This is a genomic window from Streptomyces sp. CB02980 (assembly GCF_014451325.2).
Lineage (GTDB): Bacteria > Actinomycetota > Actinomycetes > Streptomycetales > Streptomycetaceae > Streptomyces.
Window position 1 is genome coordinate 70,823 of sequence record NZ_JACSCH020000019.1, and the last position, 25,604, is coordinate 96,426.

The 25,604-nt window shown below is 72.1% G+C and carries 10 protein-coding genes; 2 read left to right on the top strand and 8 right to left on the bottom strand.

Annotated elements, in window-relative coordinates; translation table 11 throughout:
• Nucleotides 1-65: 65 nt before the first annotated feature.
• The 7 genes from E0F75_RS31795 to E0F75_RS31825 form a co-directional block, all read right to left on the bottom strand.
• Nucleotides 66-512 carry an immunity 26/phosphotriesterase HocA family protein gene (locus tag E0F75_RS31795; RefSeq protein ID WP_229314418.1) on the bottom strand — a complete coding sequence of 149 codons (447 nt, stop codon included), beginning with the start codon at nucleotides 510-512 and terminating at the stop codon, nucleotides 66-68.
• A complete protein-coding gene (locus E0F75_RS31800) occupies nucleotides 509-8,806 on the bottom strand; it encodes a SpvB/TcaC N-terminal domain-containing protein (protein ID WP_229314419.1) in 8,298 nt (2,765 codons plus the stop codon). The genes E0F75_RS31795 and E0F75_RS31800 overlap by 4 nt, the downstream gene beginning before the upstream one ends.
• 112 nt (nucleotides 8,807-8,918) lie before the next feature.
• Nucleotides 8,919-10,082, bottom strand: a complete 1,164-nt coding sequence (locus tag E0F75_RS31805; RefSeq protein WP_229314420.1) for a kelch repeat-containing protein — start codon at nucleotides 10,080-10,082, stop codon at nucleotides 8,919-8,921.
• On the bottom strand, nucleotides 10,079-11,347 hold the full coding sequence (locus E0F75_RS31810) for a kelch repeat-containing protein (RefSeq protein ID WP_229314421.1): 1,269 nt from the start codon (nucleotides 11,345-11,347) through the stop codon (nucleotides 10,079-10,081). Before E0F75_RS31810 ends, E0F75_RS31805 begins: the two co-directional genes overlap by 4 nt.
• 27 nt (nucleotides 11,348-11,374) lie before the next feature.
• Nucleotides 11,375-12,616, bottom strand: coding sequence for a kelch repeat-containing protein (locus E0F75_RS31815; protein ID WP_229314422.1), 1,242 nt, complete (start codon nucleotides 12,614-12,616; stop codon nucleotides 11,375-11,377).
• Nucleotides 12,613-22,068, bottom strand: a complete 9,456-nt coding sequence (locus E0F75_RS31820; RefSeq protein ID WP_229314423.1) for a neuraminidase-like domain-containing protein — start codon at nucleotides 22,066-22,068, stop codon at nucleotides 12,613-12,615. Before E0F75_RS31820 ends, E0F75_RS31815 begins: the two co-directional genes overlap by 4 nt.
• 270 nt (nucleotides 22,069-22,338) lie before the next feature.
• The gene (locus E0F75_RS31825) at nucleotides 22,339-22,770 is read right to left on the bottom strand and encodes a subtilase-type protease inhibitor (protein ID WP_229314424.1); all 432 of its coding nucleotides are present in this window, start codon (nucleotides 22,768-22,770) and stop codon (nucleotides 22,339-22,341) included.
• Nucleotides 22,771-23,207: 437 nt separating this feature from the next.
• Here E0F75_RS31825 and E0F75_RS31830 point away from each other — a divergent pair, with 437 nt between their 5' ends.
• Together E0F75_RS31830 and E0F75_RS31835 are read left to right on the top strand one after the other, a co-directional pair.
• Nucleotides 23,208-24,038 carry an alpha/beta fold hydrolase gene (locus tag E0F75_RS31830; RefSeq protein WP_229314425.1) on the top strand — a complete coding sequence of 277 codons (831 nt, stop codon included), beginning with the start codon at nucleotides 23,208-23,210 and terminating at the stop codon, nucleotides 24,036-24,038.
• Nucleotides 24,039-24,219: 181 nt separating this feature from the next.
• Complete coding sequence (locus E0F75_RS31835; protein WP_229314426.1) at nucleotides 24,220-24,915, top strand: hypothetical protein; 696 nt, start codon at nucleotides 24,220-24,222, stop codon at nucleotides 24,913-24,915.
• Nucleotides 24,916-24,925: 10 nt separating this feature from the next.
• Here the strand turns inward: E0F75_RS31835 and E0F75_RS31840 are convergent, their stop codons facing one another.
• On the bottom strand, nucleotides 24,926-25,546 hold the full coding sequence (locus E0F75_RS31840) for a LysE family translocator (protein WP_229314427.1): 621 nt from the start codon (nucleotides 25,544-25,546) through the stop codon (nucleotides 24,926-24,928).
• Between the last annotated feature and the right edge of the window lie 58 nt (nucleotides 25,547-25,604).

Below are 25,604 nucleotides of genomic sequence, written 5' to 3' on the forward strand. Positions count from 1 at the left end.
GCGAACGGCCCCGTCCCGTACGCCGACCTCTCCGGCCGGCGTACGGGGCGGGGCACACGCCTCGGCTAGGACAGCCGCACCCGGGCCTCCACCTCGTCCTGGTTGGGGAGGCCCAGGAACGTGTCCAGGAGACGCCGCTCGATGTGGTGCGCGTCCCAGACCGCGGCGCGTTCCAGGCCGACGCACTCCTCGGGGGTGGCCGGTCGCACCGCCCCCTCCGAGTCGTAGGTCGTGCACTTGCGGAAGTCGGCGCGGTCCTGCGTGAACCGGACGACGGGGCGGGCTGCTTCCCCTTCCAGCGGGCGGCTCCCGATCGGTTCCCACCGGTCGCCGTCCCGCAACCGGACCGCCTGCGCGAAGAGGAGCGGTCTGGTGTCGATGTCGTCCAGGTCGGCGGACGGCTGTGTGGTCCGGTAGTCGTAGAACCCCGTGTACGCGTCGGAGAGCACCCTGCCGTAACCGTACGAACCGTCGGGCAGCGGGACCCGTAGGTAGGTTCCCGGATGTGTCATCGCTGCCTCACCGCGTCCCGGCCCAACTGGTCGATCGGCGTCCCCGTGAACGGTGCCAGTTCGCCGAATTCCACGTCCGCGACGAAGTGGAAGATCTCGCCCACGGCGCTGTCCTTGCGGACGCCTCGCTCCTTGTTCTCCGTCAGCCGGGGCCCCGGGTCGGTGTCCGTCCAGGCTCCGCCGCTGAAGCCCGTGATCCCGAGCTGGGCCGCGCGCTCCGCACCGGCGTGGTCCATGAGCTGCTGCTCCCTTCCCCGGATGGCGAGGTAGGCCGTGTCCCGGTAGCGCTCCCAGTAGTTCACCGCGTATCCGACCGCGTACTTGTCGAGCTGCGCGGGAGTGAACTCCGGGTCGTCCGGCTCATCGCGCTCGTCCACGTGATGGTTCCGGTCACGCTGCTTCATCGCCGCCTCCGCCTGGGGGTACCAGGGACGGTTGAGATCGATGACCGCGCTGGTGCGGCCCGAGTAGACGCGCCCGGTCTTCGTGTTCGTCTTCGTGTACGTCACGTACACGCGTCCCAGCCTCGGCTCCCCCTGTTTGCGCTGCGGGGCCGGTTGCGGGATGGGGAAGGGCGAGTGCACCAGTTGCTGGGCCAGGGTCAGAGCGGGGAACGCCGCCCCTTGCGTCGGCACGCCGAGGGGATTGCCGTACCGCGCGATCGCCCCCGAGCGTTGCATGTGCATGCGCACCGCGAGCGCCATCGCCAGGCCCGCGACCGCTTGTGCGGCCGCGAGCACCCCGCCGGAGGCCAGGTGGGCGGGCGCGGCGGCCGGTGAGGCTGCCGCGCCCGTCCCCCCGCTCAGCAGAGCCCCGCTCCCCCACCGTGCGGCCGCCCGTTCGAGCGCCGACGCCGCCTGTGCCAGCATCTCGGCCGTGAGTGCCTCGGCCGGTTCGTGTCCGTCCCGGTCGGTCAGGGTGACCGGGTTGCCCCGCGCGTACCGGTACAGGTTCGGTCCGTCGACGAGTCCGGAGGGATCGGCTCCGGTCCATCTGCCGAGCCAGCAGGCGTAGTGGCGGGCTCCGTGCTGGGCGAGTCCCGTCTCCTCGTCCCGCTCCATGCCCGTGTAGCGGTGGCGCTTGGGCGTCTCCGTACGGCTTCGCACCGCCTGGTAGGTCGTGCTGCCGTAGGGCGCGTACTCCTCGTACGAGATGATCTGCGCCCGCTCGTCCAGTTCGAGGCTGGCGGAGCCGAGGTGGTTCCCCGCCTGGTACCGGATCAGCCGGGACGGTGCCGGGTCGGAGCCTTGGGTGTCCCGGGTGCGCAGCTCGGTGAGGACGAAGCGTTCCTCGCCGGCGCCGGAGCCCGCCCCCGCGTCCGCCCCGGTGTGCACGGTCTCCCGTTCGAACACCGCGGTGTCCGTACCGATCGGTCCGCGGTGCCGCCGGAAGAGCTCGAAGTCCCCGAGGTAGATCCGTTCCTCGATCAGGCCCGGTGCCTTCTCCCACACCTTGCGCACCCGTCGGCCCTCGGCGTCGTACACGCAGAAGACGGTCCCGCCTCCGCCGAGGTCCGTCCGTCGCAGCCGGTCCGTGTGATCCCAGTGCAGGTTGGGGCCGGGGTCGCCGCCGCCCAGGTGCGGCATGCGGGTCATGTTGCCGTGCCGGTCGTGGGCGTACGGCTCGACGAGCGGCGGGTGGGCACCGCCGGGGTTCAGCGTCGTACTGCTGAGCCGGTTGCCGGTCTTCGCGGGGGATCCCGCCGTGCCGTCCTCCAGGAGGCTGGTCTCGGCGTACGTGTAGCCGCGTGTCCAGCCCGCGTGGGCGGGGTCGCTGCCGCGGTGCTGCACCCGCAGGATGTTGCCGACGAGGTCGTGGACGTGACGCTCGACGTATGTCCCCATCGTCTGTTGCGTGTTGGGGTGGTCGAGTCGGGTGTGGAAGGCGTTGGACGCGTCGGGCGCGGTGGGGGCTCTGCGGGCCCCGTCGGCCTGCTGGCCGAGGTGTTCGCGGCCGGTGGCCTGGATCAGACGGTAGAGCGCGTCGTGGACGTAGTCGTTGCTCGGCTCCACGCGCTGATTGCGGAAGAACACGGTCTGCTGGGCGTCGTCGTGGACGTGGGTGACGTTTCCGGACGGGTCGTAGGTGTAGTGCAGGTTCTGCAGCCCGCAGCTCCCCCCGGGTGGTGGGGGGTTGTCCGGGTTGTCGCAGTCCTCGGCGAACGACGGGCCCCGGCCCGTGACGAGGTGGACTAGCCGGAAGGTCAGCGGGTCGTGGCGGTAGCGGGTGGTGGCGCCGTTCTTGTGGGCGACACGGGTGCGCCTGCCGTGGGCGTCGTAGTCGATGTCGGCGATGCCGACCGGGGAGGGCGGCTCGCTGCCCGGGTCCAGCAGTCCGGGGGGTTCCGTGGGGTGTTCCAGCCAGACGTCGACGCGGTCGAGCAGGCCGGCCTCGTTGAAGACCGGCTGGACGACATGGAGCCGGTCGGGGGTGCGGTCGCTGTGCGGCAGAGTCGCCTGGACGGTCCGGTTCAGCGCGTCGTAGCGGACGCTGTTCTCGAAGGACTCCTCCGCCATCCGCGGGACCGCCGACCAGTCGGGTACGGCCTGGTGGTCGGCGGTCAGCGTACGGGTGTGGTGGAGCGCGTTGCCCTTGAAGTCGTACGCCTCCAGCGGTGTGCCGGTCGCGTCGAGCCGCGCGTTGACGGCGGCACCGGCGCCGTCGAAGTGCCGCAGGACGCGGGTGCGCAGGTTGAGCCGCTGTGCGCGCTCCTCGTCGGCGGGTGGCGCGTCCGGGGCGGGCTCGCCGTACTCGATCCGTTCGATCCACACCTCGCGGTCCACGGTGCGCGGGTCGGAGGCGGCGTCCCCGTCGGTGACGGTGCCGCGCACCGTTCTGGCGACGCGACGGCGCAGGGCGTCGTGGGTGCCGGCGAAGGTGTGACCCCTGCTGTCCCATTCACGGATCGGGTTGCCGAGGGCGTCCGGCAGGGTCCAGCGGGCCCCGGCCTCCATGCTGTGCTGGTGGATCCGGTTGCCGAGCATGTCGTGGGCGTACCGGACGACGACACGCCCCAGCGGATCACCGGCCTGGGTCACGGCGTCGCGCACCCGGCGCTGGTTGCCCTCGATGTCGAGCTCCGTGCGGGTGACGACGGTGTCCTCGGTGCCGTCGAGGTCGTGGCCGGGGCAGACGACGCGGTTGCGTTCGACCGTCAGGAAGGGCCTGCCCAGCGCGTCGAGGTGGGTGGTGGTGGGGGTGTCCGCGTGCGCGGCGGCGCGGAGGGCCGCGGTCTGCTCGTGCGGTCCGAGCGCGCCGCCGATCCGCTGGGCGTGCCAGGTCTCCCAGCCGGGGGATCCGACGGAGGGAGGCGTCAGGGAGAGGGGCGTGGCGGAGGGGGACCCACCGACCGGGGAGGGTCCCGCGGGGCGCAAAGCCGCGAAGTGGCGCGCGAGCAGGCCGCGGACGTCGGGGTCGGTGCGCGGGTCGCCCGTCTGGGCACCCCGGGGCGCGCAGGTGTCGTTGGCGTCGTAGGCGGTGCTTTCCCAGGGGCCGAAGACGACCTTCTCGTACGTGTGGTGGGGGTGCAGCGTGGCGACGACACGTCCGACAGGATCGTGGAAGAGCACGGGGCTGACGCCGACCGTCACGCCGAACTCGAATTCGGGTGAAGCGCTGAAGAACGGCTCGTACTGGCGGACCGGCTTGCCCTTGTTGTTGTGGACGACCCAGCCGCTGCAGACCCAGCGGGGGGTGATGATCGGGCCGCCCTCGGTCAGGGGTCCGGGTTCGGCCCGCGTCTTGCGCTGGATCTCGCGGCCGAAGCCGTCCGAGTATCCGTACCCGGTCCGGATCCTGAGGCCGTGCGGCGGGAGGGGGTCGTGGTGGTGGGTCTCGCGGGTCAGGGTCACCACCACGGCGGGGCGGCGCAGTCGGCGGAACCGGTCGAGGTCGTACACGACGCGGCTGGTGGCGCCGGCGAGCAGGTCCGCCGCTGCCGCATCGGGATCGGCGGCCGTCAGGAGGGCGTCGACGCGCGCCGGGGCGGGGTCGGTGGGGAATCCGTCCAGGGTGTCGCCTTCGGCGGGGGCGGGCGCGGCCTTCCCCATGACGGCGGTACCGGTGACCATGCCCAGGGCGTCGAAGGCCACCTCGGTCCGGTTGCGGTTGGCGTCGGCGACGAGGCGTGGCTGGAGGACCCGGTAGTCGTGGGCCTCCACCGTGGTGCGGTTGCCGAGCGGGTCGCGTACCTCGACGGTCAGCAGGTCGTCGCCGTCGAGGTCGACCACGGTGTCCTGGCCGAAGGGGTCGCGATGGCGCCGGACGACGAAGTGGTGCTGCCGGGCCTGCGCCAGCTCGGTGGCCGGCGGGTCCTCCGAGCCGGCGGAGAAGTACGACCGGCCGGACGGCAGCCACCAGTGGTCGTCGGGGTCGGTGGCGGGGAAGCGTCCGTCCGCCTTGAGGGTCCGGCCTGACAGGTAGCCGCCCCGGTCGCCCGCCGTCCCGGCGAGGACCTCCACCGGGTCCGGCAGCAGGTTCTCCATGGAGCCGTCGGGGCGGGGCCGACGGAAGACCTCGGCGAGGAGGCCGGGGGTGAGGGCGAGCGTGTACGTCTCGCCGGTGGTGGCGCGGGGCTCCAGCTGTCCCAGCGGGAGGATCCGCGAGAGGTCGTCGCTCCGGTAGTGGGCGCGGACGTGCTCGATCGGTCGGCGGCAGGGCTCGGGGGCGGGCGGCTCCTCGTACGCCACCTCCCGCGCGTACCGGTGGCGCAGCCGCCCGGGGATGTCGGGGTCGCGCTCCACGAGATCCTCGGAGAGGAAACGGCCGCGCGGCCCTGTGGGGGCGTATCCGGTCAGTTCGAAGGTGCGTGTCTCGCACGTCACGGGGTGGCGCCACGCATCTGCCGTGTCGATCGCCTGGGTGACGCGGCGCTCCGTGTACGTGAGAAGGGACGTGGTCTGCCGCTCCCGGTCCGCCGGGTGGAGGGCGTCCAGGGCGGGGTTCGGGACGCGGTGCTCGCCGCCGGCCGGATCCACCGTCACCAGGTGGGTGGAGCGGCCGTAGCCGATGGCGGCTTCCTTGAGGACGGTGCCGTACGGATCGACTTCGAGGGTGATCGTGTGCTGGGTGCGCGGGTCCGCGACATCCCGCTCGTAGTGGTGGGTGAGCGTCTCGCGCGGCCGGACGTCGAACACGGCGTACTCGTGTGCACCGCGCCCCTGGAGGCGCCGCACGGTGAAGTTCTGCTCGGTGACCGTGTACGGGGTGCGGGCCCGCGCCCGCTCGGCCGGTGTCGACTCCGGTCCGGCGTCGTCGGAGTAGACCTCACGCCGCAGCAGCGATCCCTTCAGCGCGTGGCACGCCTGCCGTTCCTCCTCGTCGGCCAGGCCGGGGGGCAGCGGAGTGTCGTCCAGCAGGAGTTCCCGGGCTGCGGCCGGCGTCAGCCCCGGCTCGCGGTGGTACTCCTGCTCGTGGTGCCGGGAGACGCGTTCCCGGCCCAGTCGGTCGCCGGTGTGGAACCACGACCTGGTGTGCGCCGGCGGCACGTACGACGCCGGGGCGGCGTTGCTCGCGTCGCCGCCCGTGCCCGGGCCGCCGACTGCTTCCAGCTCCTCGGTGTCCCACTGCTCGACCATGCCGAATCCGCAGAACTCGCGCTCCACGCCGTCGTACCGGCCGTGGTGGTAGCGGTAGCGCGTGGTGAAGCGGTTGCGGCTCACGTGGTCGTACGTCTCCACGCGTTCGACCACGTGGACGGGGAAGGCCAGCTGGGCGATCCACGGCCGGCCTTCGTGCTTGTCCTGGAGGTAGAACTTCGTCGACGGCGCGTAGCTCAGCCGGGTCTCCGCGCCGAGGTTGTTCGTCACGCCCACCAGCAGATGGGGCTTGGTGCCTCCCATGAGGTTGACGAACCGCATGGGCCGGCCGGCGTCCGAGGCGAGCGGTGAGGACCGGACGAGGCAGGTCGTCCCGTCGCCCAGGAGGTCGGCTGTGGCGACGCTCGTGGCGCTGTCGATCCGCGGGAAGGCGTGCAGGACGCGGGGCGGACTCCAGGCGTTTCCCGACTGGTTGAAGTAGAGCCGCACGCCGTCGCGGTGGAGGTAGAGGAGGTCGGTGGTGCCGGAGCCGTCGATGTCGGCCAGCCGGACGCGCTGCTGGTCGAACGCGTCCGGGTGGTCGAACCACGGCGCGTTCTCCATCGTCACCTTCGCGCCGAAGCGCCCGTGGCCGAGGTTGGGCCAGTAGCAGACCTCGCCGTTGCGGACGCGGACGAGGTCGGGGAGCCCGTCGCCGGAGAGGTCGGCGAGATGGAGGGCGTGCGTGCCGTCGGAGAAGACGGCTCGGGGGCCCCGCTCCTCGTCGGCGGCGACGGCGATCTGCCGTGCGGCCTCGAACCCCTCCTCCGCGAGCGAGCGGTACCAGACGAGGGAGGAGTCCTCGGTGACCAGGACGTCGGCGTGGCCGTCTCCGTCCAGGTCGGCGATCCGGGCGTTCGGGGCGTCCAGCGGCACGCTCGGGAGCGAGGCGAACGGCCTGAAGGGCTGCCAGCCCTCGGCCTCGTCGTGCTCGTACAGACCGGGGGCGGCGCCGTTCGTGACGACGACGTCCACGAGTCCGTCCCCGGCGAGGTCCACGAACTCGGCGCCGCTGCCGGGCGGGAGTGCGGGCATCGTGCCGACGTGTTCGACCGGCGCGAACCGGACGCGGGCGGCTGTGCCGTCCCCGGAGGCGATGCGGGAGCCCGTGCCGAATCCCGGGGCGGTCTCCGGCAGCGGGCTGATGTTGCGCTTGTAGAACCAGGCGCCCGACTGCTCGACGAGTGCGCCGGGGATGCCCTCGCCGTGCAGGTCGGTCCAGCGGTAGGTGGCCCCGTCCATGCCGACGGGGAGGTTCTCCATGGACCGGGGGTCGACGGTCTCGACCGTGTCCCGCACCGTCGGCTCGGAGTACGTGAACTCCACCGGCGGCATGCTCCGGCGGACGTACCCGGTGCCGTCGCGGCGGTGGCCGTGCTGCGTCACGGCGCGCAGGAACGCGTACACGGGCCCGTCGGCCGCCGCCGGATCGGCCTCGCCGCCGTGGGCGAGTTCGGTCGACCGTACGAGGCAGTCGACGCCGACTCCGGTCGCCTCCGTACCGGGGAAGTGATGGAACATCAGCACCCGGCGGCAGAGCCGGCCGGTCCGCACCTCGAAGCCGGACCGGTACGACGAGAAGGCGTCGGGGCGGAACGGCCACGGGTGGCGCGGGGCACCGGTGGCGTCGACGGCCTCGTCGTCCCGGGACCCGGGTGCGTCCGTGTCGTGATCGCCGTAGTCGAGTACGGCCTCGAACATCCAGCCACCCGCGAGGACCCGGGCGTCCAGGAAGTGGGGACGCCCACCGGTCTCGTCCAGGGCGGGCCTTCGGTTGCCGTAGAGGACGCGCTTCAGATAGCGGTTGGCGGTCCTGCGGAGATCGTCGCGGGCTCCCCTGTTGCGCTCCTGAGGCGTGCCGAGGTCGACGCCGGTGCCGTCCTCCGCCTTGTAGCGGTAGAGGACGACGTCCCCCTTGTCGTCACGGGTCTCGGAGATCAGCCAGCTGAAGACGCGGCCCGGGTCGCCCGGGTCGGCGATGCGGTGCTCCGGGTCGAGCCCGTACACGGTGAGGACGTTGTCCTTCGACACCGAGCGCCAGTGCACGTCACCGACCGGGGTTCCGCGGGAGGCGGCGGGAGCTCCCCCGGGCCCGGCAGGCACTCCCCCGGGCGCACCGGGGGACTCCCCCGGTGCGGCAGGAGGTCCCCCCGGTGCGGCGACGGCCGTCCAGCGCTCGATCCGGGCGCAGGCCCCCTCGACGCGCGGCCGGTAGCGGCGGACCCGGTGGCCGTCGATCTCGTCCTCGTGGACGACGAGTCCACCGGCGGGATCGCGCACCCAGGCGCCCTCGGGGTCCCGTGTGTGGCCGGGGTGGGTCGCGACCCAGTCGCCGGTGTGGTCCTGCCGGTGGACGGGGACGAGGTCCTCCTCGCCGGACAGCACGAACACGTCGGAGTCGACGGCGTCCAGGTAGCGCGGCAGTCCCTTGTCCGTCTTGCGCGTGACCGACGGAACCGACAGGCTCCAGCCGAAGCCGAAGGGGCCGTTGCCCGCTCCGGAGTCGTAGGTCAGGGCGAGGCTCGGGCCGAATCCCGAGCGGCCCGGGCTCGTGGCGACGGGCACGGAGACCGATCCTGTGCCGGTCGCGGGGTGGGCGGTGAACGTCTCCCCGATGCCGCGGATCGCTCCGCCGCCCTTCGGGAGTGTCACCTGCGGTGCGGCGACGACGAACTGCCGCGCTCCGGAACCGGATCCTTCTCGTTCGCCAGTCACCACGCCCGGTCGCCTCCGACTCGAAGCCGCCTGTTCACGGCCCTCTTGGTAACACGACCGGAATGGCCCGGTCCGTTGATCGTCCGCCGCATCGCCCGAACGGCGCCGTGCCCCGTCACAGGACGCACAGTTCACTCGTCGAGGTCAGCAGATGCGGTGCGCCCGTGGGCGTGGCGGGTCCGGAGCGGACCGTGCCGCCGGCCACCAGGACCCTTCCGTCGGACAGGACGACAGCCGCGAAGTCGGTGCGGCCGACCGTCATTCCGGGCACCGCCGTCCAGTGCCGCGTCTCCGGGTCGTACCGCGCGGAGCTGCGGTATCCCGCGTCGCCCAGGAGGTGGTTGCCTCCGCCCATCACCAGGACCTCCCCCGTCCGCAGCCGTACGGCTCGGTGCTGGGTCCGGCCGCACGGCATGTCGCTCTCCCGGGTCCACCGACCGCCCGTCGCCGGGTACCAGCGCTCCGCCGTCGCCCGGCTGTACGGATCGAGCCGGCCGTCGGCCCCGCCGTCGTCCTCGCCTCCTCCCGTGGCCAGGACGGACCCGTCGGCGAGTACGGTCAGCTCGTGACCGCTGCGCGGAGCGGACAGGCTGCCGGTGGGCGTCCACGCGTCCGTCGCCGGGTCGTAGCACTCGCCGTACGCCAGCGCCGATCCGCCGCGCCAGTCGCGACGGGTGGCCACCCAGCCTCCGGCGACCAGGACGCGGCCGTCCGGCAGCGCCGCCGCGGGGTGGTAGGACCGGGCGTCGGTCATGCCCCCGGCCTTCGTCCACCCCGGGGCCAGCGGGTCGAACAGCTCCGCCGAGTACAACGTCCGCTCCGAGCCGGCCGAGCGCCGGACCGTGCCGCCGGCCACCAGCACCCGGCCGTCCGGCAGCAGGGTCGCCGAGTGTCCGCAGCGCGCCTCGTGGAGTTCACCGGCCGGGCTCCAGTCGCCGGAGGCCGGATCGTAGATCTCGGCGGTGGCCAGCGGCCGGACCGGAAAGGCGTCGGGACCGGTGAAGCCGCCGGTCACCAGGACCCGGCCGTCGGCCAGCAGGGTGGTGGAGTGCATCCGCCGTGCGGTGGCCAGCGGCCGTCCCTGCGACCAGGCGCCGTCGCGAGGGTCGAAGAGCGCGGTTCCGTCCTGGGCGGTGAGCGCCGCGTCCGCCCCACCGGCGATCAGGACGCGCCCGTCGGCCAGCCGTACGGCGCCGCTCGCCGCCCCGGAGAGGATGCGTTCCCAGGGGAGTGGCCCGGCGGCCGACCAGCGGCCCGGGTTGCGTCGGTCGTCCGTCACGGGGTGAACACCTCCGCCGTGGCCGCGGGGACGTCGGCGCCGAGCGCCGGGGCCGCGGCACCCATGCGCGCCACTCCCCCGGCCGCGAGGACCCGGCCGTCGTCGAGGAGGACCGCGCCGAAGGCCCAGCGGCCGGTGTCCATCGGCCCGGCCACGGACCAGCTCCGCATGCCCGGGTCGTAGCGCAGTGCGCCGGCGTAGCCGACGTCCTGGCAGGCGTGGTCGGCGCCGCCGCAGACGAGCACCTCGCCCGTGCCGAGGAGCACGGCGCGGTGGTGACCGCGGCCCCACGGCAGTGACGGCTCCGGGCTCCACACCTCGGCCGCGGGGTCGTAGCGCTCCACGCCGGCCAGACCGTACGGGTCGTAGCGTCCGTCGTCGCCCGCGGCGCTGGGCCCGAAGCCCCCCACCGTCAGCACCGTGCCGTCGAGGAGGACCAGGGCCTGGTGGGCACAGCGGGCGTCGCGGAGCGCGCCGGTGGGGGTCCAGGTCCCGGCCGTCGGGTCGTACAGCTCGCACAGGCCGAGGGTCCGGGACCGGCTGCGGCCGATGTCGGTGAGGCCGCCCGCGACGAGGACCCGTCCGTCGGTCAGCAGGACGGCCTGGTGGTGCCAGCGGGCGTCTCCCATCTCCCGGGTGGGGGTCCAGGCGCCGGTGTCCGGGTCGTAGAGCTCGGCGGAGGCGAGGGTTCGCTGGGCGCGGGTGTCCCGGGGCCGCTGGCCGCCCGCGACGAGGACCCGCCCGTCGGGCAGACGGACCGCCGTGTGGCTGTGGCGGGCTTCGTGGAGTTCACCGGTGGGGGTCCAGGTCTCGTGGGCGGGGTCGTAGATCTCGGCGGTGGCCAGCGCCGGCGGCGGATAGGCCTGCGGTCCGGTGATGCCTCCGGCCGCGAGGACCCGGCCGTCGGCGAGCGGGGTGAGGGTGTGCATGCGCCGGGCCCGGCGGAGCGGGGCCGTGCCGGTCCAGCGGGTGTCGGCCGGGTGGAAGAGGGCGGTGGCGTCCAGGGTGCGCAGGTGGGGCCCGGCGCCGCCGGCGAACAGCACGCGCCCGTCCGGCAGTCGTACCGGTCCGTCCTGCTGGCCGTGCATCATCACGAGCCGGAGGGGCGGTTCTCCGGCCGGCGCCCACCGGCCGGAAGGCGCCTCGCGGCCCGACGGCGTCCCTCGGCCCCACGGCGTCTCCAGGCCCGACGGCTGCCTTCGGGCGACGGACGGGGGGCCTGCCTGGCCGGGGTGTTCGCCGCCGTCGGCGAGCAGGGTACGCATCGGTGTCCTTCCCTCCTCTACGGCCCGTTACGGCGCGTAGATCTCCGCGGTGGCGGTGACCTGGTCCTCACCGGGCAGCGGGGCCGCCGGGCCCGACTCGTCCAGGCCTCCCATGACGAGCACCCGGCCGTCGGCGAGGCCGATCGCGGCGGGGGCCCAGCGGCCCCGCAGCATGGAGAACTCCGCGGACCACGTACGGGTCGCGGCGTCGTAGAGCGTGGCGTTCGGGTAGCCGACGGCCATCGAGGCGTCGTCCGTGCCACCGATGACGAGAACGTCGCCGGAGCCGAGTCGGACGGCCCGGTGGTGGCTGCGGCCCCAGGGCAGCTGCCCGTCGGCGGTCCAGCGGTCCGACGCGGGGTCGTACCGTTCGGTGGTCCACTGGCTGTAGGGGTCGTAGGTCCAGTCGTCGTCCTTGAACCCCTGCATGTCGCCGCCGGTGACCAGGACCGCGTTTCCCGGGAGCAGGGTCGCCTGGTGGCTCTTGCGGACGGTGGCGAGGCCGGCGGTGGGGGTCCAGCGGTCTGCCGTCGGGTCGTACAGCTCGCAGTGGGAGAGGGCGGCGTGGCTGCCGCGGCCCACGGCGAGGATCCCGCCGACCATCAGGATCCGGCCGTCGTCGAAGCGGACGGCGGGGTGTCCGAAGCGGGCGTCGGTCATCGGCCGGACCGAGGTCCAGGTGCCGGTGCCCGGGTCGTACGCCTCGGCCGACCGCAGCGTGCGGTGGGAGTCCGCCGAGCGGACGGCGGCGCCGCCGGCGACCAGGACCCGGCCGTCGGGCAGGAGCGTCGCGGAGTGGGAGAAGCGCGGCTCGCGCAGCGGCCCCGTGGCGGCCCAGGCGCCGGTGGCCGGGTCGTACACCTCGCACGAACCGAGGCCGGTGGCGGGGACCGGTCCCGGCGGCTCGCCGATCCCGCCGGCCACCAGGACCCGGCCGTCGGCCAGCGGAGTGGTGCTGTGCAGTCGGCGGCCGGTCGACAAGGCCCCGGAGGGGGACCAGGTCCCCGTGGCCGGATCGAAGAGCGCGGTCACGTCGGTGGGAACCCGGCGCCCGTCCTCTCCGCCCGCGAGGAGCACCCGCCCGTCGGTCAGCTGGACGGCGGCGTCCGCCGGTTGCGCCCAGAAGCCGGCGAACGGCATCTCCCCCGCCGGCGACCAGCGGCCCGGCGCCGCCCGCCGCGCGGTGTCCGTGGGAGCGGCCGCGAAGCGCCGGGCCCACCGGCCCGGCTCCGTGAAGCGCCCCGCCCGCCCGTGCGGCTCCGCGCTCACGGGGTGCCCGCCGGATCCGTGGCGGGCTCCACCGCGTACTGCCACACGAGCAGCAGATCCGCGAAGGCGTCCGGATTGAGGCGGCCTTCGTGGAGGAGTTCGGGGGCGAGCGCCGCGATCCCGGCGACGGGTACGGTGACCCGCCACTCCTGGTCGGTCTCGGTCACCGTCCCGTGCACGCCGTCCGCGCCGGCCCGCGGCTGCCCGGCCAGGGCCGGATCCGGTGCCAGTGTGAGGTCGCCGTGCGCGCCGCCCGGCCCGCTCAGCCCGACGGTCAGTCGTCCACCCCCCGGGTAGCAGTCCCGGAAGCGCCTGGAGCCGCCGGGCGCGAGGTCCGTGGAGAGGATCAGGATCAGCTCGGGCCGCTTGAGTGCGGTGGTCCGGTCGTGGAAGAGGTACGGGAAGTGCCTCCTGGAGAGGGTGAAGGAGAGCGTGGCCGGGGTGCCGGCGGGGGTGGCGAGGAAGCGGCTCCACTGGTCGGGGAACTCCCGGCGTGCGCTGAAGTGCCGGTACAGGCCCGTGCCGCCTGCCGTGTGCAGCCACGATCCGAGCGCCTTGTGCAGCTCCGCGACGGCCGCCGCGGCCAGGGTGGCCCCGCCGTCCCTCGCGGTGTAGCGCAGCTGCATGACGACGTCGCTGATCGTCGCGTAGTCGAACTGGCGGAAGGAGTCCGGCAGCGACAGCTGCCACTCCCCGATGGCTCCCGCGCCTTCGAACGGCAGGAACCTCTCGTCGCGCAGCGTGCCGTCGAAGAGTCCGGCGTCGTCCTGTCCGGTGCTGGTCACCACCGACTGCACGGGGCCGATGTGGTCCCGGAAGCGGATGTCTCCGGGCTGGCGGCCGTGCTTGCCGCCGTTCAGCCTGGATTCGAGCCGCACACTGCTCTTGAGCAGGGTGGCGGTGAGGTTCACCCCCGTGTACGGCCCCACGACGCAGGGCACGGTGAAGCTGACCTGCTTCAGGCGGCGCATGTAGTGGCCCGGCGTGTCCAGATCGAACAGCGCCTCGGGGAGCGAGACGTACGCCCTGCCGGTCTCCTTCAGGCTCTGCAGCGCCCCGGGGTCCAGCTGGGCGAGCGAGATCCGCTTGGTCAGCTCCAGTTCGCGGGCGTTGGCCTCGTAGTAGGCCGCGTCCATCCGGTGCAGGTCGGTGAGCAGACGCTCGCCCGCGAGGAGCCCCTTGTGCAGGCTGTCCCAGTGGCCGAAGGAGACGAAGTCGGTCTCGTCGGTGCCCAGTTCGTGGCGCAGGGCCCGCTCGGCGCGCTTGGCCACGTCGTAGGCGAGCTGGTACGCCTGGAAGTAGCTGGTGCCGAGCTGGCCGACCATCCAGTCGTACAGCTCCTGGTTGGTGTACTTGCCGCGCAGCAGCACGTCGGCGTCACGGGAGTTGGTCATCAGGCGTACGTGGCTGTCCACCTCCTTCTGCGCGGCGATCCGGTGGGCGTCGGCGACCTTGATCTGGGCGGCGAACTGCTTGGCCTCCTTGTCGGCCTGCTTCTTCTGGAACTTCCACTCCTCCAGGCGGTGGTCGTATCCGCCGACCGTGGCGGACTGCTGGGCCTGTGAGGCGTCGGCGCTCAGGTAGCCGATGATGCCGTGGGCCATGCCGATCATCGCGTCGGAGAGGTTGTTGCCGCCGAAGGTGACGCCCACCGAGGTGGGGGCGCCGATCTTCAGTTCCGGGATCAGCGACAGATAGCTCGCCAGGGTGTTGATGGTGGCGGAGACCTTCTGGAGCTCGACGGACTGCGCGCTCAGGTCGGCGGCCGTCTTCTCCTTGGCGTTCATCCGGTTCTTGGCCTTGCCGGCGTAGTAGAGCTCCTTGTCCTTGGCGATGGCCTGCGACGCCTCCAGCGCCGTGATGGCTCGCCTGGCCTCCTCCAGCTGCTTCTTGCGGACGTCGAGCGCCGCGTCGAGGGCGGTGTACTCGTGGGTGGACCGCAGCCGCGCCAGCTCCTCCGCGTCGCGCTTCTCCAGCGCCGCGAGCAGCGCCCCGCCGAAGCTCTGCACCTGCTGGGCGAACTCCTTCGCCTTGGCGAGCATGGTGGCGAACCGGTAGTGCGGTACGGGGGCGTTCATGTCCGACAGAACGGTCGACAGGTCGAGGCCGGACGATGCCGCTCGGGCGAGCAGGCCAGGGTCGATCTCCGCCCCGAACAAGGACGTCTGCCGGGTGACCCCTTCGATGTTCTGCCCATGGCGGATCTTGTTCAGCCGGTCGTCGACGGTGTCCCAGTACCCGAGGAGCTTCTCGTTGCGCGGGATGCCGAAGTAGTCGAGCCAGCGCACGTTGACTCCGGGCGCGATGGACTGCGGCGCGTGACGCGGGGCGGGGATCAGATTCTCCGTGGCGGCGACCGCCGGCGCGGGAGGCTGTTCGTTCAGCTCCCGGAAGCTGAGCACGGGCGCGGGCTCCTGCCGCGTCACCTCCTCCGGCCGTCGGCCGAGGAGTTCGGCGGCCAGGACGTACAGCTGGGTGGCCTCGTTGATCGACTCCAGGGTGTCCTCACGGAACAACTGGTCCCCCCAGGCGATGAGGTTGTCCAGGTACTTCATCACCACGGCCTTCTGGTACGCGGTGGTCCGCAGCCGCGCCACGATGTCCGGCTGGAAGGGCTGCCGCAGCCAGGCGTCCACCTTGGCGGCCTCCTTCGTGTTGCCTTCGGCGAGGCGCCGCAGGATCTCCTCGATGCGCTGGTTCTGGTAGCTGTCCGGGGCATCGGGGGCGGTGGAGGTCTCGAAGAAGGGCTTGGTACGCCAGTAGCGCGCGGGGCTCGTCTCGGTGGACCGGTCGGTCGGGTCGAAGATCCGGTGGAACCACCGCTGGGCCTCGGAGAAGCGCTGGTTGGTGGAGAGGCGGCCGGCCATGAGCAGGGGGGCGTGGAAGAAGAGCTCCCAGTTGTAGACGGCGTAGGGCTTCTCGGCCTCGAAATCGACCGATTCGGGTGGGTAGTCCGGCCCGATCACCCGGTAGTGGCTGGGTGAGTAGCGATCCTCGAAGCTCTCGGTGGTGCCCGTCGCCGTGAATCGCGCGGGGTGAAGCTGAAGGTCGCGGTCGTACAGGCCTTCGACGCCGAAAAGGCTCAGTTGTGCTTTGAAGACCTCGGTGAAGGGGTGGTAGTTGGGCGTGAACTCGTAGCGGTAGTACTCGCCGCCCCGCCACCACGGATTGACCAGGTAGGAGCGCTCGCTGTCCGTGAAGAAGAGGACGTTCCGCTGCCATACCTCCGGGTAGTCCTGGTGGGGCGTGACCACGCGGTAGGGCAGGGAAAGCGGAGTCTTCATCAGAACGTCCGGGGCATCGCGCGTGAAGAACCTCCTGTTGAACTCCCCGCCGGACTGGTCCTCGACCCAGCAGTTGTTGAGGATCTTCTGGCCGGGGGGCGGGGTGAAGATCTGGTACTGATAGTCCCCTTCGAAGGCCGTCTGGCCTTCCGGGTCGTTCGGCGGGTACGTGGTGGCCCGGGCTCGGACGGCGGAGAAGCCGAACGGCTCGGCGAGCATGGTGCCGCGGCGCCTGCTCAGCCTGAACCTCCCCCAGATCGTCGAGCGGTAGGACTCGAACCTGCTCGTGTCGGACACATGGAACAAGCGCCCGTAATTGCACCAGACGACCGGTTCCCTGCTGTAGAAGTCCGACCCTGGGACGAACATGTACGGTTCCTTCTCCGCCGGATCGAAGAAGGGCAGCTGACGTGTGTCGGGCTCCCACCCCTCCGGCAGGACGGGATTGGTGCTGAGCGTCTCGCTCGACACCCGCTTCGTCGTCCACTGCCCGCCCCGGAACTCGCTCCAGTTGAGCTGGATCTGCCAGTACCTGGGACTGGGCACGAACTTGTTCTTCTCGGTGCCGTCGGGCAAGGTCTTGATCTCTTGGGGCTGGCCGGCGGGGATGAAGGTCGGCCAGAACGCGTACAGCTGCCTGTCCCACATCCCGAGCGACAGGGCTTCGCCGTCGATGTCGAGGTTGACCTTCTGCCACGGGGTCCAGTAGAGCCGGTTCACCCATGTGCGGAAGTAGTGCGTTCGGGGTGCCGACTCGGTTCGGGCGAGCAGGTAGACCGTCTCACCGCTGAAGTCGATGGGGTCGCCGTTCGGGTCGAAGTCGACGTACACACCACTGGGCTGGAGCCGGGCGACGGCGGCCAGCTCCTCGACGTAGTTCAGCAGCGCCCCCCGCGCCGTCTCGTCGTTCAGGTCCTTCTGCGTCAGGTCCGTCTCCAGCTGACCGAAGAACGGTGACTTGTCGGCCCGCAGCTCCGGCTCGAAGTAGTTCTCCGGGTACAGGAAGATCTTCTGGTTGGCCTCCCACAGCCGGTAGCGCTTCATCCACTCCCACTGCTCCCACAGGTCGGAGTCGGAGGTGGTGACCTGCGGTTCCAGGTTCAGCAGGCAGCGCTGGACGAAGAGCTGGATGCTGTACGCGGCCTGGGCGATGCGGGTGGTCTGCTGACCGGCGCCCATCTCCACGTCGAGCAGGAAGTGGTCGTGCAGCCCGTTCGCGTCCCGCCACCGCGGGGTGGTGCCGTCGAGGGCCGGATGCGCCACGAGGTAGGCCACCAGGGCGGCGCGCCCGCGCTCGCGCAGGGCGTCCTGCATGGGGCCGGCGACCGCGAGCCAGTCGGTGGCGGTGTGCCGGGCCCGGGCGGCGCCCCAGGCGGCCTGGGCGGCCTCGGGGGTGAACTCGGCGCGCAGCCACAGGTTGGCGCGCTCGGCGGAGACGCCGAGTCGGCGGTACATCGCGACGCCGCGCCGGAGTCTGTCGAGGTTGGCGAGGCTGACGAAGCGGTCGGCGATGTTGATCTGGTAGTTGCGGGCGACCATGCTGACGTCGAGGAAGGCCCAGCCGGTCAGGCGGCACAGCTCCCGGATGATCTGGCTGTCGTAGCTTCCGGGGGTGGTGGCGAGTCGGAAGACCGCCGCCAGGGTGGCGATTCCGCCGGGCAGGGCGTCGCGGAGCCGGGCCAGGGCGATCAGCGCGGACAGCCGCAGCACGGGTACGTGTGTGGGCGGGGTGGGCGGGGCCGCGGGCAGCGAGCCGAGGTCGAGCCACTGGCCGACGGCCGCGTACCGGAAGACGAAGGGAAGCTCGTCGGCGGTGAACCGGAGGGTCTTCAGGACGAGGGCGACCCGGTGGACGAGTTCGAGTGCGGTGAACTGGGGACCGAATCCGGTCCGGCTGATCACGACCGCGGGATCGCTGCCGGTGAACGCCGTGTCGAGGAATTCCTCGAACACCGGCTTTCCTGCGGCGCCCGGCAGCCACGTGCCGAGGAGCGCGTCGGCGAGAGCCGGGTCGAGTCCGGCCGCCCGGCCGATCTGCTGGACGACGGCGTCCTTGCTGAGGGTACGGCGCAGATGCGGGGCCAGCCGCTCCAGTACGAGGTGGAAGCGGTCGGCGGGGAGGGTGTCGGGCGCGTCGAACAGGGCGCCGGCGTCGGCCGCGACGAGGAAGGTGTTGGCTGACTCGGGAGCCGCTTCCTGGGCGGTGACGAGACCGTCGACCGCGGCCACGAGGACGGCGTCCGCCCCCGGCGCCTGCTTCAGCAGGCTCACCTCGGCCTCGCCGAGGTAGCCGCGCGACCGCAGAGCCTGGGCGGTCACGTCGTGGAAGACCTTCCCGGACAGTGCCGGGGGGACGGCGTACCCGGTGGGCAAGGCGGCGAGAGGGGCTGCGAACACGGGGATCCGCAGGGCCTTCATCCGGGCGGTGACGAACCGGCGCGGCCCCTGGTACAGCGCCTCGACGGCAGTCCGGAATGCGGTGCCCTCCGGGCCGGTGGGGGCCAGGGCGAGCAGGAGTCGGTGCTGGACGTCGTTCATCGGGCCGGTGAACGACAGCCGCCCGCCCTGTCCCGGTTCTCCCGGCTGTCCCGGCTCGAAGCGCACCGGCAGGTCGACGGGCAGCGACACCCCGGCGGGCAGGGCGGCCAGAGGGGCCGTGTACACGGCTGTGCCCGCCAGGGCGGCCACCGCTTCCTGGACCAGGGTGGCGTCCCAGCCCATGAGGGCCAGGTTCCTGCGGGTCAGTTCCCCCCTGTCGTCGGCGGTTCCCCGGGTCTGCTGCTGGACGGCCTGGAGAGCGGTGCGCAGGGAGGAGAGCGCGGAGACGAGTGCGGCGTCGTCCGGGACGGGCCCGTCGAGCGGGGGCCTGCGTGCGTCGAGGACGGCCTCGATGTCGACGGCGCGGAAGCCGGCTCCGGCGAAGGTCTCCATGAGGTCGACGAAGCGCCCGAGAACACCCATCTCGGAGGCGGCGGGCAGCAGCGGCAGTCCGGCCGCGGCCTCCGTCCCCGGGGGCCGCATCCGGTCGCCGGCCGCGGGTTCCGTCTCGGCGGACACGGACACGGAGGCCGAGGCGACCAGGTGGGACCAGGGGTTGGCGCCGCTGCGGGGCGCCAGCCTCAGCAGGTCGACGATGGGAAGCGAAAGGGTTCGGGCCAGGGTCACCACGCAGCTGAGGACCGTCAGGTTGACCAGGTTGAGGGACTTGCTACGAAGGGGGGTGTCAGGCCCGGTCACCAGCTCGGCCAGCTCGGCGTCGGTGACCTGGAGCGCGGCGAGCAGGGCGGCCGATACGGCGGGGGTCTCCAGGCTGCCGACGACCTTCAGCTCGCTGCGGTCCGCGTCCAGCTCGAAGGGGCTCGGGACGCCGGGCTGCGGGCTGACCACCGCCGGGTCCAGGAACAGCCGGTCGTACAGCGGCGGCTGCTCGTCGGAGGGGTACCGGTGGGTGTCCAGCGGCCGGCAGAAACCGAGGACCCGGTCCACCGGCAGGTCCAGCCGGTCGCTCATGGCGCGGACGGCGGCGACGGACCGCAGGGTGAGCGCGTCGAGACGGCCGTCGTTGTTGGATCCCTGGATCAGGCGGTCGAGCTCCCGCGGCTCCACGCCCAGGGCGTGCTGGAGGCGGACGAAGCGGTGGAGCCGTTCCAGCAGGGAGGCGTCGAGGCCGGAGAGGGTCATCTTGTCGGTGTCGTTCGGGAACCTGGCGTCGGGGACGAACCGCACCACCCCGCCCGGGTCGACGAAGCGGGTCTCCAGCACGGCCGCGAGCTCCGTGAAGCGCAGTCCGGCGGTGTCCAGGAGCGCGCGGACGTGGGTCATGGCGTCCGTCAGCGCCGCGTCGGTGGTCGCGGCGGGCCGCCCGTAGAACTCCGCGAGGGTACGCGGTGGGGTGAGCGTCTCACCGGCGATGATCTGCTGCGACACCTTGGAGAGGCCGAGCCGGGCCGCCGTCAGGAGCCGGTCGAAGTCGGTGGGGTGGGTGGTGTCGTAGCAGAGGTCGAGGACGAGGGCCTCGCGGGTGACTCCCAGGTGGCCGAGGTAGGTGGTGGTCTGCTCGCCCCAGAGGTCGAAGGGCAGCTGCCACGGGTGGACGGCGGTGCGCAGCGTGTCGTACGCACCGGTGTTGACGTGCTGGGGCTGCACGCGCAGTTCGTCCGGGCCGCCTCGGCTCTGGCGTTCGGCGGCCGGGACCGCCGTCCCCGGGGAGACGGCGGATTCGAGCACCTCGTTGACGAGGTCCACGTACGGGAGGGTGAACTCGGTGTTCTCCTTGCTGAGTTCGACGTCCCACAGGTCCCGCCGCCGGCCGTGGAGCACTTCGGCCACCGGGCCGCAGCGGGACTCCCCGGTCTGCTCGCCTCCACCGAGCCTGCGCAGGTAGTACAGCAGGTCCACGAGGTACGCCGCCTGGCTGTACACCGAGCGGCTCTCCTCGACCGGCGCGTAGTCGGCCGAGCCGAACAGGTCCTCCCAGTCGGGGATCTGCGCGGTCTGCGGCTGGATCGCGGGGAGCCAGGGCACGTCGAACTGGCCCGCGGTCCGCAGATCTGCGACGAGGTTGACCGCCTCGGCGTGCACCTGGGTGGCCCGGGCGTGGATGGCGCGGGCCTCGGCCTCGTCGACGTCGCCCGACACCTTGCGGACGAAGTCCGAGGCTCCGATTCCCGCGACGGCGTAGGACGAGTGGAAGCCGCTGTCCCGCAGGGCCTGCATCGCCTCGAAGCGGGGGGCGATCTTGAACGTCCGTTGCAGCACGGCCAGTTCGCGACGCTCCTCGGGGTCCGGGACCGTGGTGGCGTCGACGGGGGTGGCCGTGAGGTCGAAGTCGGGGTTCGCGGCCAGGAAGCGGGTGGCGGGGGCCTCGGCGTGCTCCGGGTGCGCGACGAGCCGGAAGGCGAGGTGGGCGGTGGGATACGCCGTGGCCACCCGGGTGCGGATGCCTTCGGCGTACTCCTGTACGGCGTCACGCCCCTGGCCCCCGCCTCCCTCGCTCGCGTTCTGCGCCGTCTCGGCGATCCGGTGGTCGCGAGGGCGCCGTACGGAGGTGGGGCCGGGGGGCTGCACGGAGCCTGGGCCGGTCTCCGGCACCGGCCCGGTCTCCCGCACCGGCCCGGGCACGGCCTCCGGGACTCCGCCCGCCTCGGCGACCAGATCGGCCCAACGGCCGTCCAGGCGGACGAGGTCCCGACGATGGGTGAACTCCCCCGTGTCGAATCGCGCCAGAAGCGCCTTGACCAGCGGCGGGTTGTCACCGGTGAGCCGCCCGAGCTCCAGAGCCAGGTCCAGCCGTTCGGCGTGACCGTCGAGTTCGCCGGCCAGGCTCGCGGGCGTACCGGTGCGGTCCAGGTGGGCGCTGTACAGCCGGGCTCGGGCCTCCGGTTCGGGTACCGCCAAGGCGAAGATCCGCGCGAGCGGGGAGGGCACCACGCCGTTCGCCCCGCCCGGCGCCGTGGGTGCCGCGCCGTCCGGCGTGGCCGCGTGGACCCCCTCGGCGGCCTCGGCGGCCTGGAGTTCCCGGACCCGCAAGGCCGTCATGAACTCCGCTGCTCCGTCCGCCGCGGAGATCATCCCTCCCTCAGCCGCGGCGGCCAGCGCGGCCGAGGCTTCCGAGACGCTGCGCTGGGCGAGGGCGGCCAGGTCGGCGGGCAGTCCGCGGGTGAACAGCCCGAAGTACCGCTCGGCCGGAAGCCCGGTGCTCCGCTCGTGCCGCGCGGCTTGCGCGGCATGCGCGATCTCCTGCGCGCTGTGGCCGGTGGCGCGGGAGAGATAGGCAAGCTCGTGCCCGTCCTCCGGGTCCTCGTCGACCTCCGCGAGGCCCACGCCGTCGAGGTGCGCGCCGACTGCGCTCAGCAGGGCCTCGTAACGGTTCGGCCCGCTGCCGGGCAGCCGCAGGTCGACCGTCTCTCCCGCCTCGGCGAAGGACCGTACGGTCCGCGTCGTCCGCCCGTCCAGGGTCGCGGCGATCACCAGCTCCGCGGCGGTGTCCGGCAGCCGGCACTCCAACCGGTACGCACCCCCGTCGCCGGTCCGCGTCTCGCCCAACGGCTCCGTCGAACGCAGCCGTCTCGCCGACACCAGGACCACGGCCTCCGCCACAGGCGTGCCGTCCTCCCGGAGCACTCGGCCCTGAACGGTCACGAAACGGGGGGCGACTGCACTGGTCATGGCCTCACCTGATGACGGGGTTCTTCGCCTTCTGAGCCGGCGTTCTCCGCTCGGGAGCATAGCGACGACCTACCCCAGATCATCTCGATCCGGCTTCAAACCCCTCATAGAGCCGAATTAGGGTCACAACCCCTTGTCCGCTACGCGCCCTCGCGCCCCTGCCGATTGCTCCCCGCGTCCGGGAACGGAGACACCCCGAGGGGATTCCTCCGGACATCCGTGGTCGCGGCACGGGTACGCCACGACCACAGGACCCACCCGGCCGAGCCGTCAGAACGCGAAGGCCGCCCCTCCGTTCAGGCTGACACCCATGGTGCAGGCGTTGCCGAACGTGTACTGCCACGAGGTTCGGGCCCCCTCCCACACGCCGTCCACGGTGACGGTGACCGGGTCGAAGTGCTGCGGGCACATCCGGTCCGGGGCCGGTAAGGCCAGCAGCCCCTCGAAGGCGCCGCCCTGGGAGCCGGCCTTGAGCTCGGCGCAGGCGGCCTCGGGTGCCGGGTGCGTTCCATCGGCGGTCGGCGCGCAGCTGAGCGTGACCGCACGCAGGACGGTGGCCGCACTCGCGTCGGCGCCCTTGCTGATGCTCAGCACGACGGCGGAGGGGGTGTACAGGCTGTCGGTCCGGGCTTCCGCGACAGCGGTGGTGCCGACGAGACAGAGGAGAGCGGACGCGGAGACCGCAGCGAAACGATGAAGCATGACGGGAACTCGCTTTCAATTCGAAGGGTTGAGGCGTCATCTACCTTTCGATCACCACCTCACTTGCGCTTCGGAGTGTGTCTGACACGCAGAGCGACCGCATCTTCGCGGTCGCTATCCGGACAGATGGGCCCGCATACCGTTGATCGAATGAACGTTCAGCAGGTCAGGGCCCGCCCTGGACGACTCCGCCGCGACCCCGTACCCGCTCGCCCCGGCCCCCTGGCGGCTGCCGGCCTGCGCAAGGACGCGTCAGGTTTACCGACCGGTCGTTCAGTACGGCCGATTAACGACGCTCACCGGGGCCCAGCGCGGAGCCCACCTTCGCCGCACTGCCCCAAATGAGAGATATGACGCATACCGGTATGTTCGTGCAGGAGGCCCGTGGGCAGACCCGCACGGGTCATCTCATCGGTACATCCGGGCGGAGGAAAACCGTGGGAACGGTCACTGCACAAGACGGCACCAGCATCTTCTACAAGGACTGGGGGCCACGCGGCGCACAGCCGATCGTGTTCCATCACGGCTGGCCTCTGAGCGGTGACGACTGGGACAACCAGATGCTCTTCTTCCTGGAGCACGGCTACCGCGTCATCGCCCACGACAGGCGCGGGCACGGCCGTTCCGGCCAGAGCGCGACCGGCCACGAAATGGACACCTACGCGGCCGACGTGGCAGCGGTGACCGACGCACTGGACCTGCGCGATGCCGTCCACATCGGCCATTCGACCGGGGGCGGAGAAGTCGCCAGGTACGTCGCCCGCGCCAAGCCGGGACGGGTGGCGAAGGCCGTGCTCGTCGGGGCGGTCCCGCCCATCATGGTCAAGTCCGACGCCAACCCGGGCGGCTTGCCGATCGAGGTCTTCGACGGCTTCCGGGCCTCGCTCACCGCCAACCGCGCCCAGTTCTACATCGACGTTCCGGCAGGGCCGTTCTACGGCTACAACCGCCCCGGCGCCGAGGTGTCCCAGGGTGTGATCGACAACTGGTGGCGACAGGGCATGAACGGCGCTGCCAACGCCCACTACCACTGCATCAAGGCGTTCTCCGAAACGGACTTCACCGAGGACCTGAAGCAGATCACGGTGCCTGTTCTGGTCGCCCACGGCACCGACGACCAGATCGTCCCCTACGACGACTCGGCGCCTCTCTCGGCGAAGCTGCTGCGCAACGGCAGGCTGAAGAGCTACGAGGGCCTCCCCCACGGGATGCTGACCACGCATCCCGACACCGTGAACCCCGACCTCCTCGCGTTCGTCAAGGAGTGAAGGAGCGAGACCGCCAGGGGTAGCCGTCGCTCTCCGCGGGTCGGCCGAAGGTCGAGACCAAAGTCTTACTCGTCCGGCCGACTCGGAGACTCTCGGCCGATGTCCGGCCCGGTACCGGCCTGTGATGCTGAGCAGGAGAGCTACCGGGCCGGACCCTCGTGAGGGGACGGAGACCGAGAGAGTGAGAGCGACGATGGTCAAGCAGGAACCCCCGGTCACCGTGCGACTGCCCGAGGCATGGCTGTGGGCCGTCATCCTGATCGGGGCCGTGCTCGGCGTCGGTGCGGCGTTCGCCGTGGGCCCGATCGCCGACTGGATGATCCGCCTCTTCGACGGTGCACCGGGCCCGCTCAAGCTGGTGGCCGCACTGCCGCTCGTATGGGCTGTGCCGGCACTGACGCTCGTCGGCGCGTTGGCCGGGGCATGGGTGGCGGGCGTCTGGCGCGCGGAGAATCCCGTGGTCGAGGTGGGTGCCGACAGCATCGTCGTCCATGACGGCGGCGGGGGTCGCCACGTCGAACGGGCGCAGCTCGCCGAGGCGTTCACCGACGGCCGCGATCTGGTGCTGCGTGGCGCCGACGGTGGGGAGCACGTCCGTACCCGGGTCGACAGCGGCCTGGCGGAACGCCTGCGGTCCGCGTTCGAGCAGCACGGCTACCCCTGGCGCGGCACCGTCGACCCGCACGAGTCCACCTACACCGTCTGGGTCGACAACGCGCCGGACCTCGACGAGCGCACCCACGCGTTGCTGAGGAAACGCCAGCGGGCGATCGCCGACGACCGGACGGGTGCTGCCGACGGGGCCCGCGAGGAGTTGCAGGCACGAGGCGTCAGCGTGAGGGATCGCGGCAAGGCCCAGCAGTACCGCAAGGTGTGAACCCGCGGGCTCAGGGCTGAGAGGTGGCGACCTTGATCCCGAAACCGATCAGGACGACGCCGGTGATGCGGTCCAGGGCACGTCGTACCGGGGGCTTCTCGAAGAGGGATCGCGCCCTGGCCAGCACCATCACGTAGCTGCCGAGCCAACTGAGCGTGAGGGCCGCGTGGATGAGGACCAGCAGGGTCATCCCGAGACGTGGTGAGACCCCGGACGGCGCGAGGGCGGGCAGCAGTCCCGTGTAGAAGACGGCGATCTTCGGGTTGAGGACATTGCTGACCAGCCCGGTGCGCCACGGATCGCCGACCGGGGAGGGAGCATCGGCCGCCGCGGCCACGGCGCGACCGCGCCGGCTCTGCCACAGGGCCTGGACCCCGAGGAAGCCCAGATAGGCCGCGCCGACGAGCTTGACGACCGTGTAGGCCGTTGCGGACGCCGCGAGAACGGCGGCCAGTCCGACGACGGTGAGTGTGCCCCAGATGAGCAGCCCCGCCGTGATGCCGCCGACCGTGCGCAGGCCGTCCCGCCAGCCGGACGCGATGGCTCGCTTCGTCACCACCGCCATGTCCGGGCCGGGGACCAGGGTCAGAACCGCGAGCACACCCGTGGCCGCGAGGAGCTGAACGAACATGGGCTCAGTTTCGCATCCCACCGTGGCGATGCTCGCTGCCGAAGAGCCGAGCCGGCTC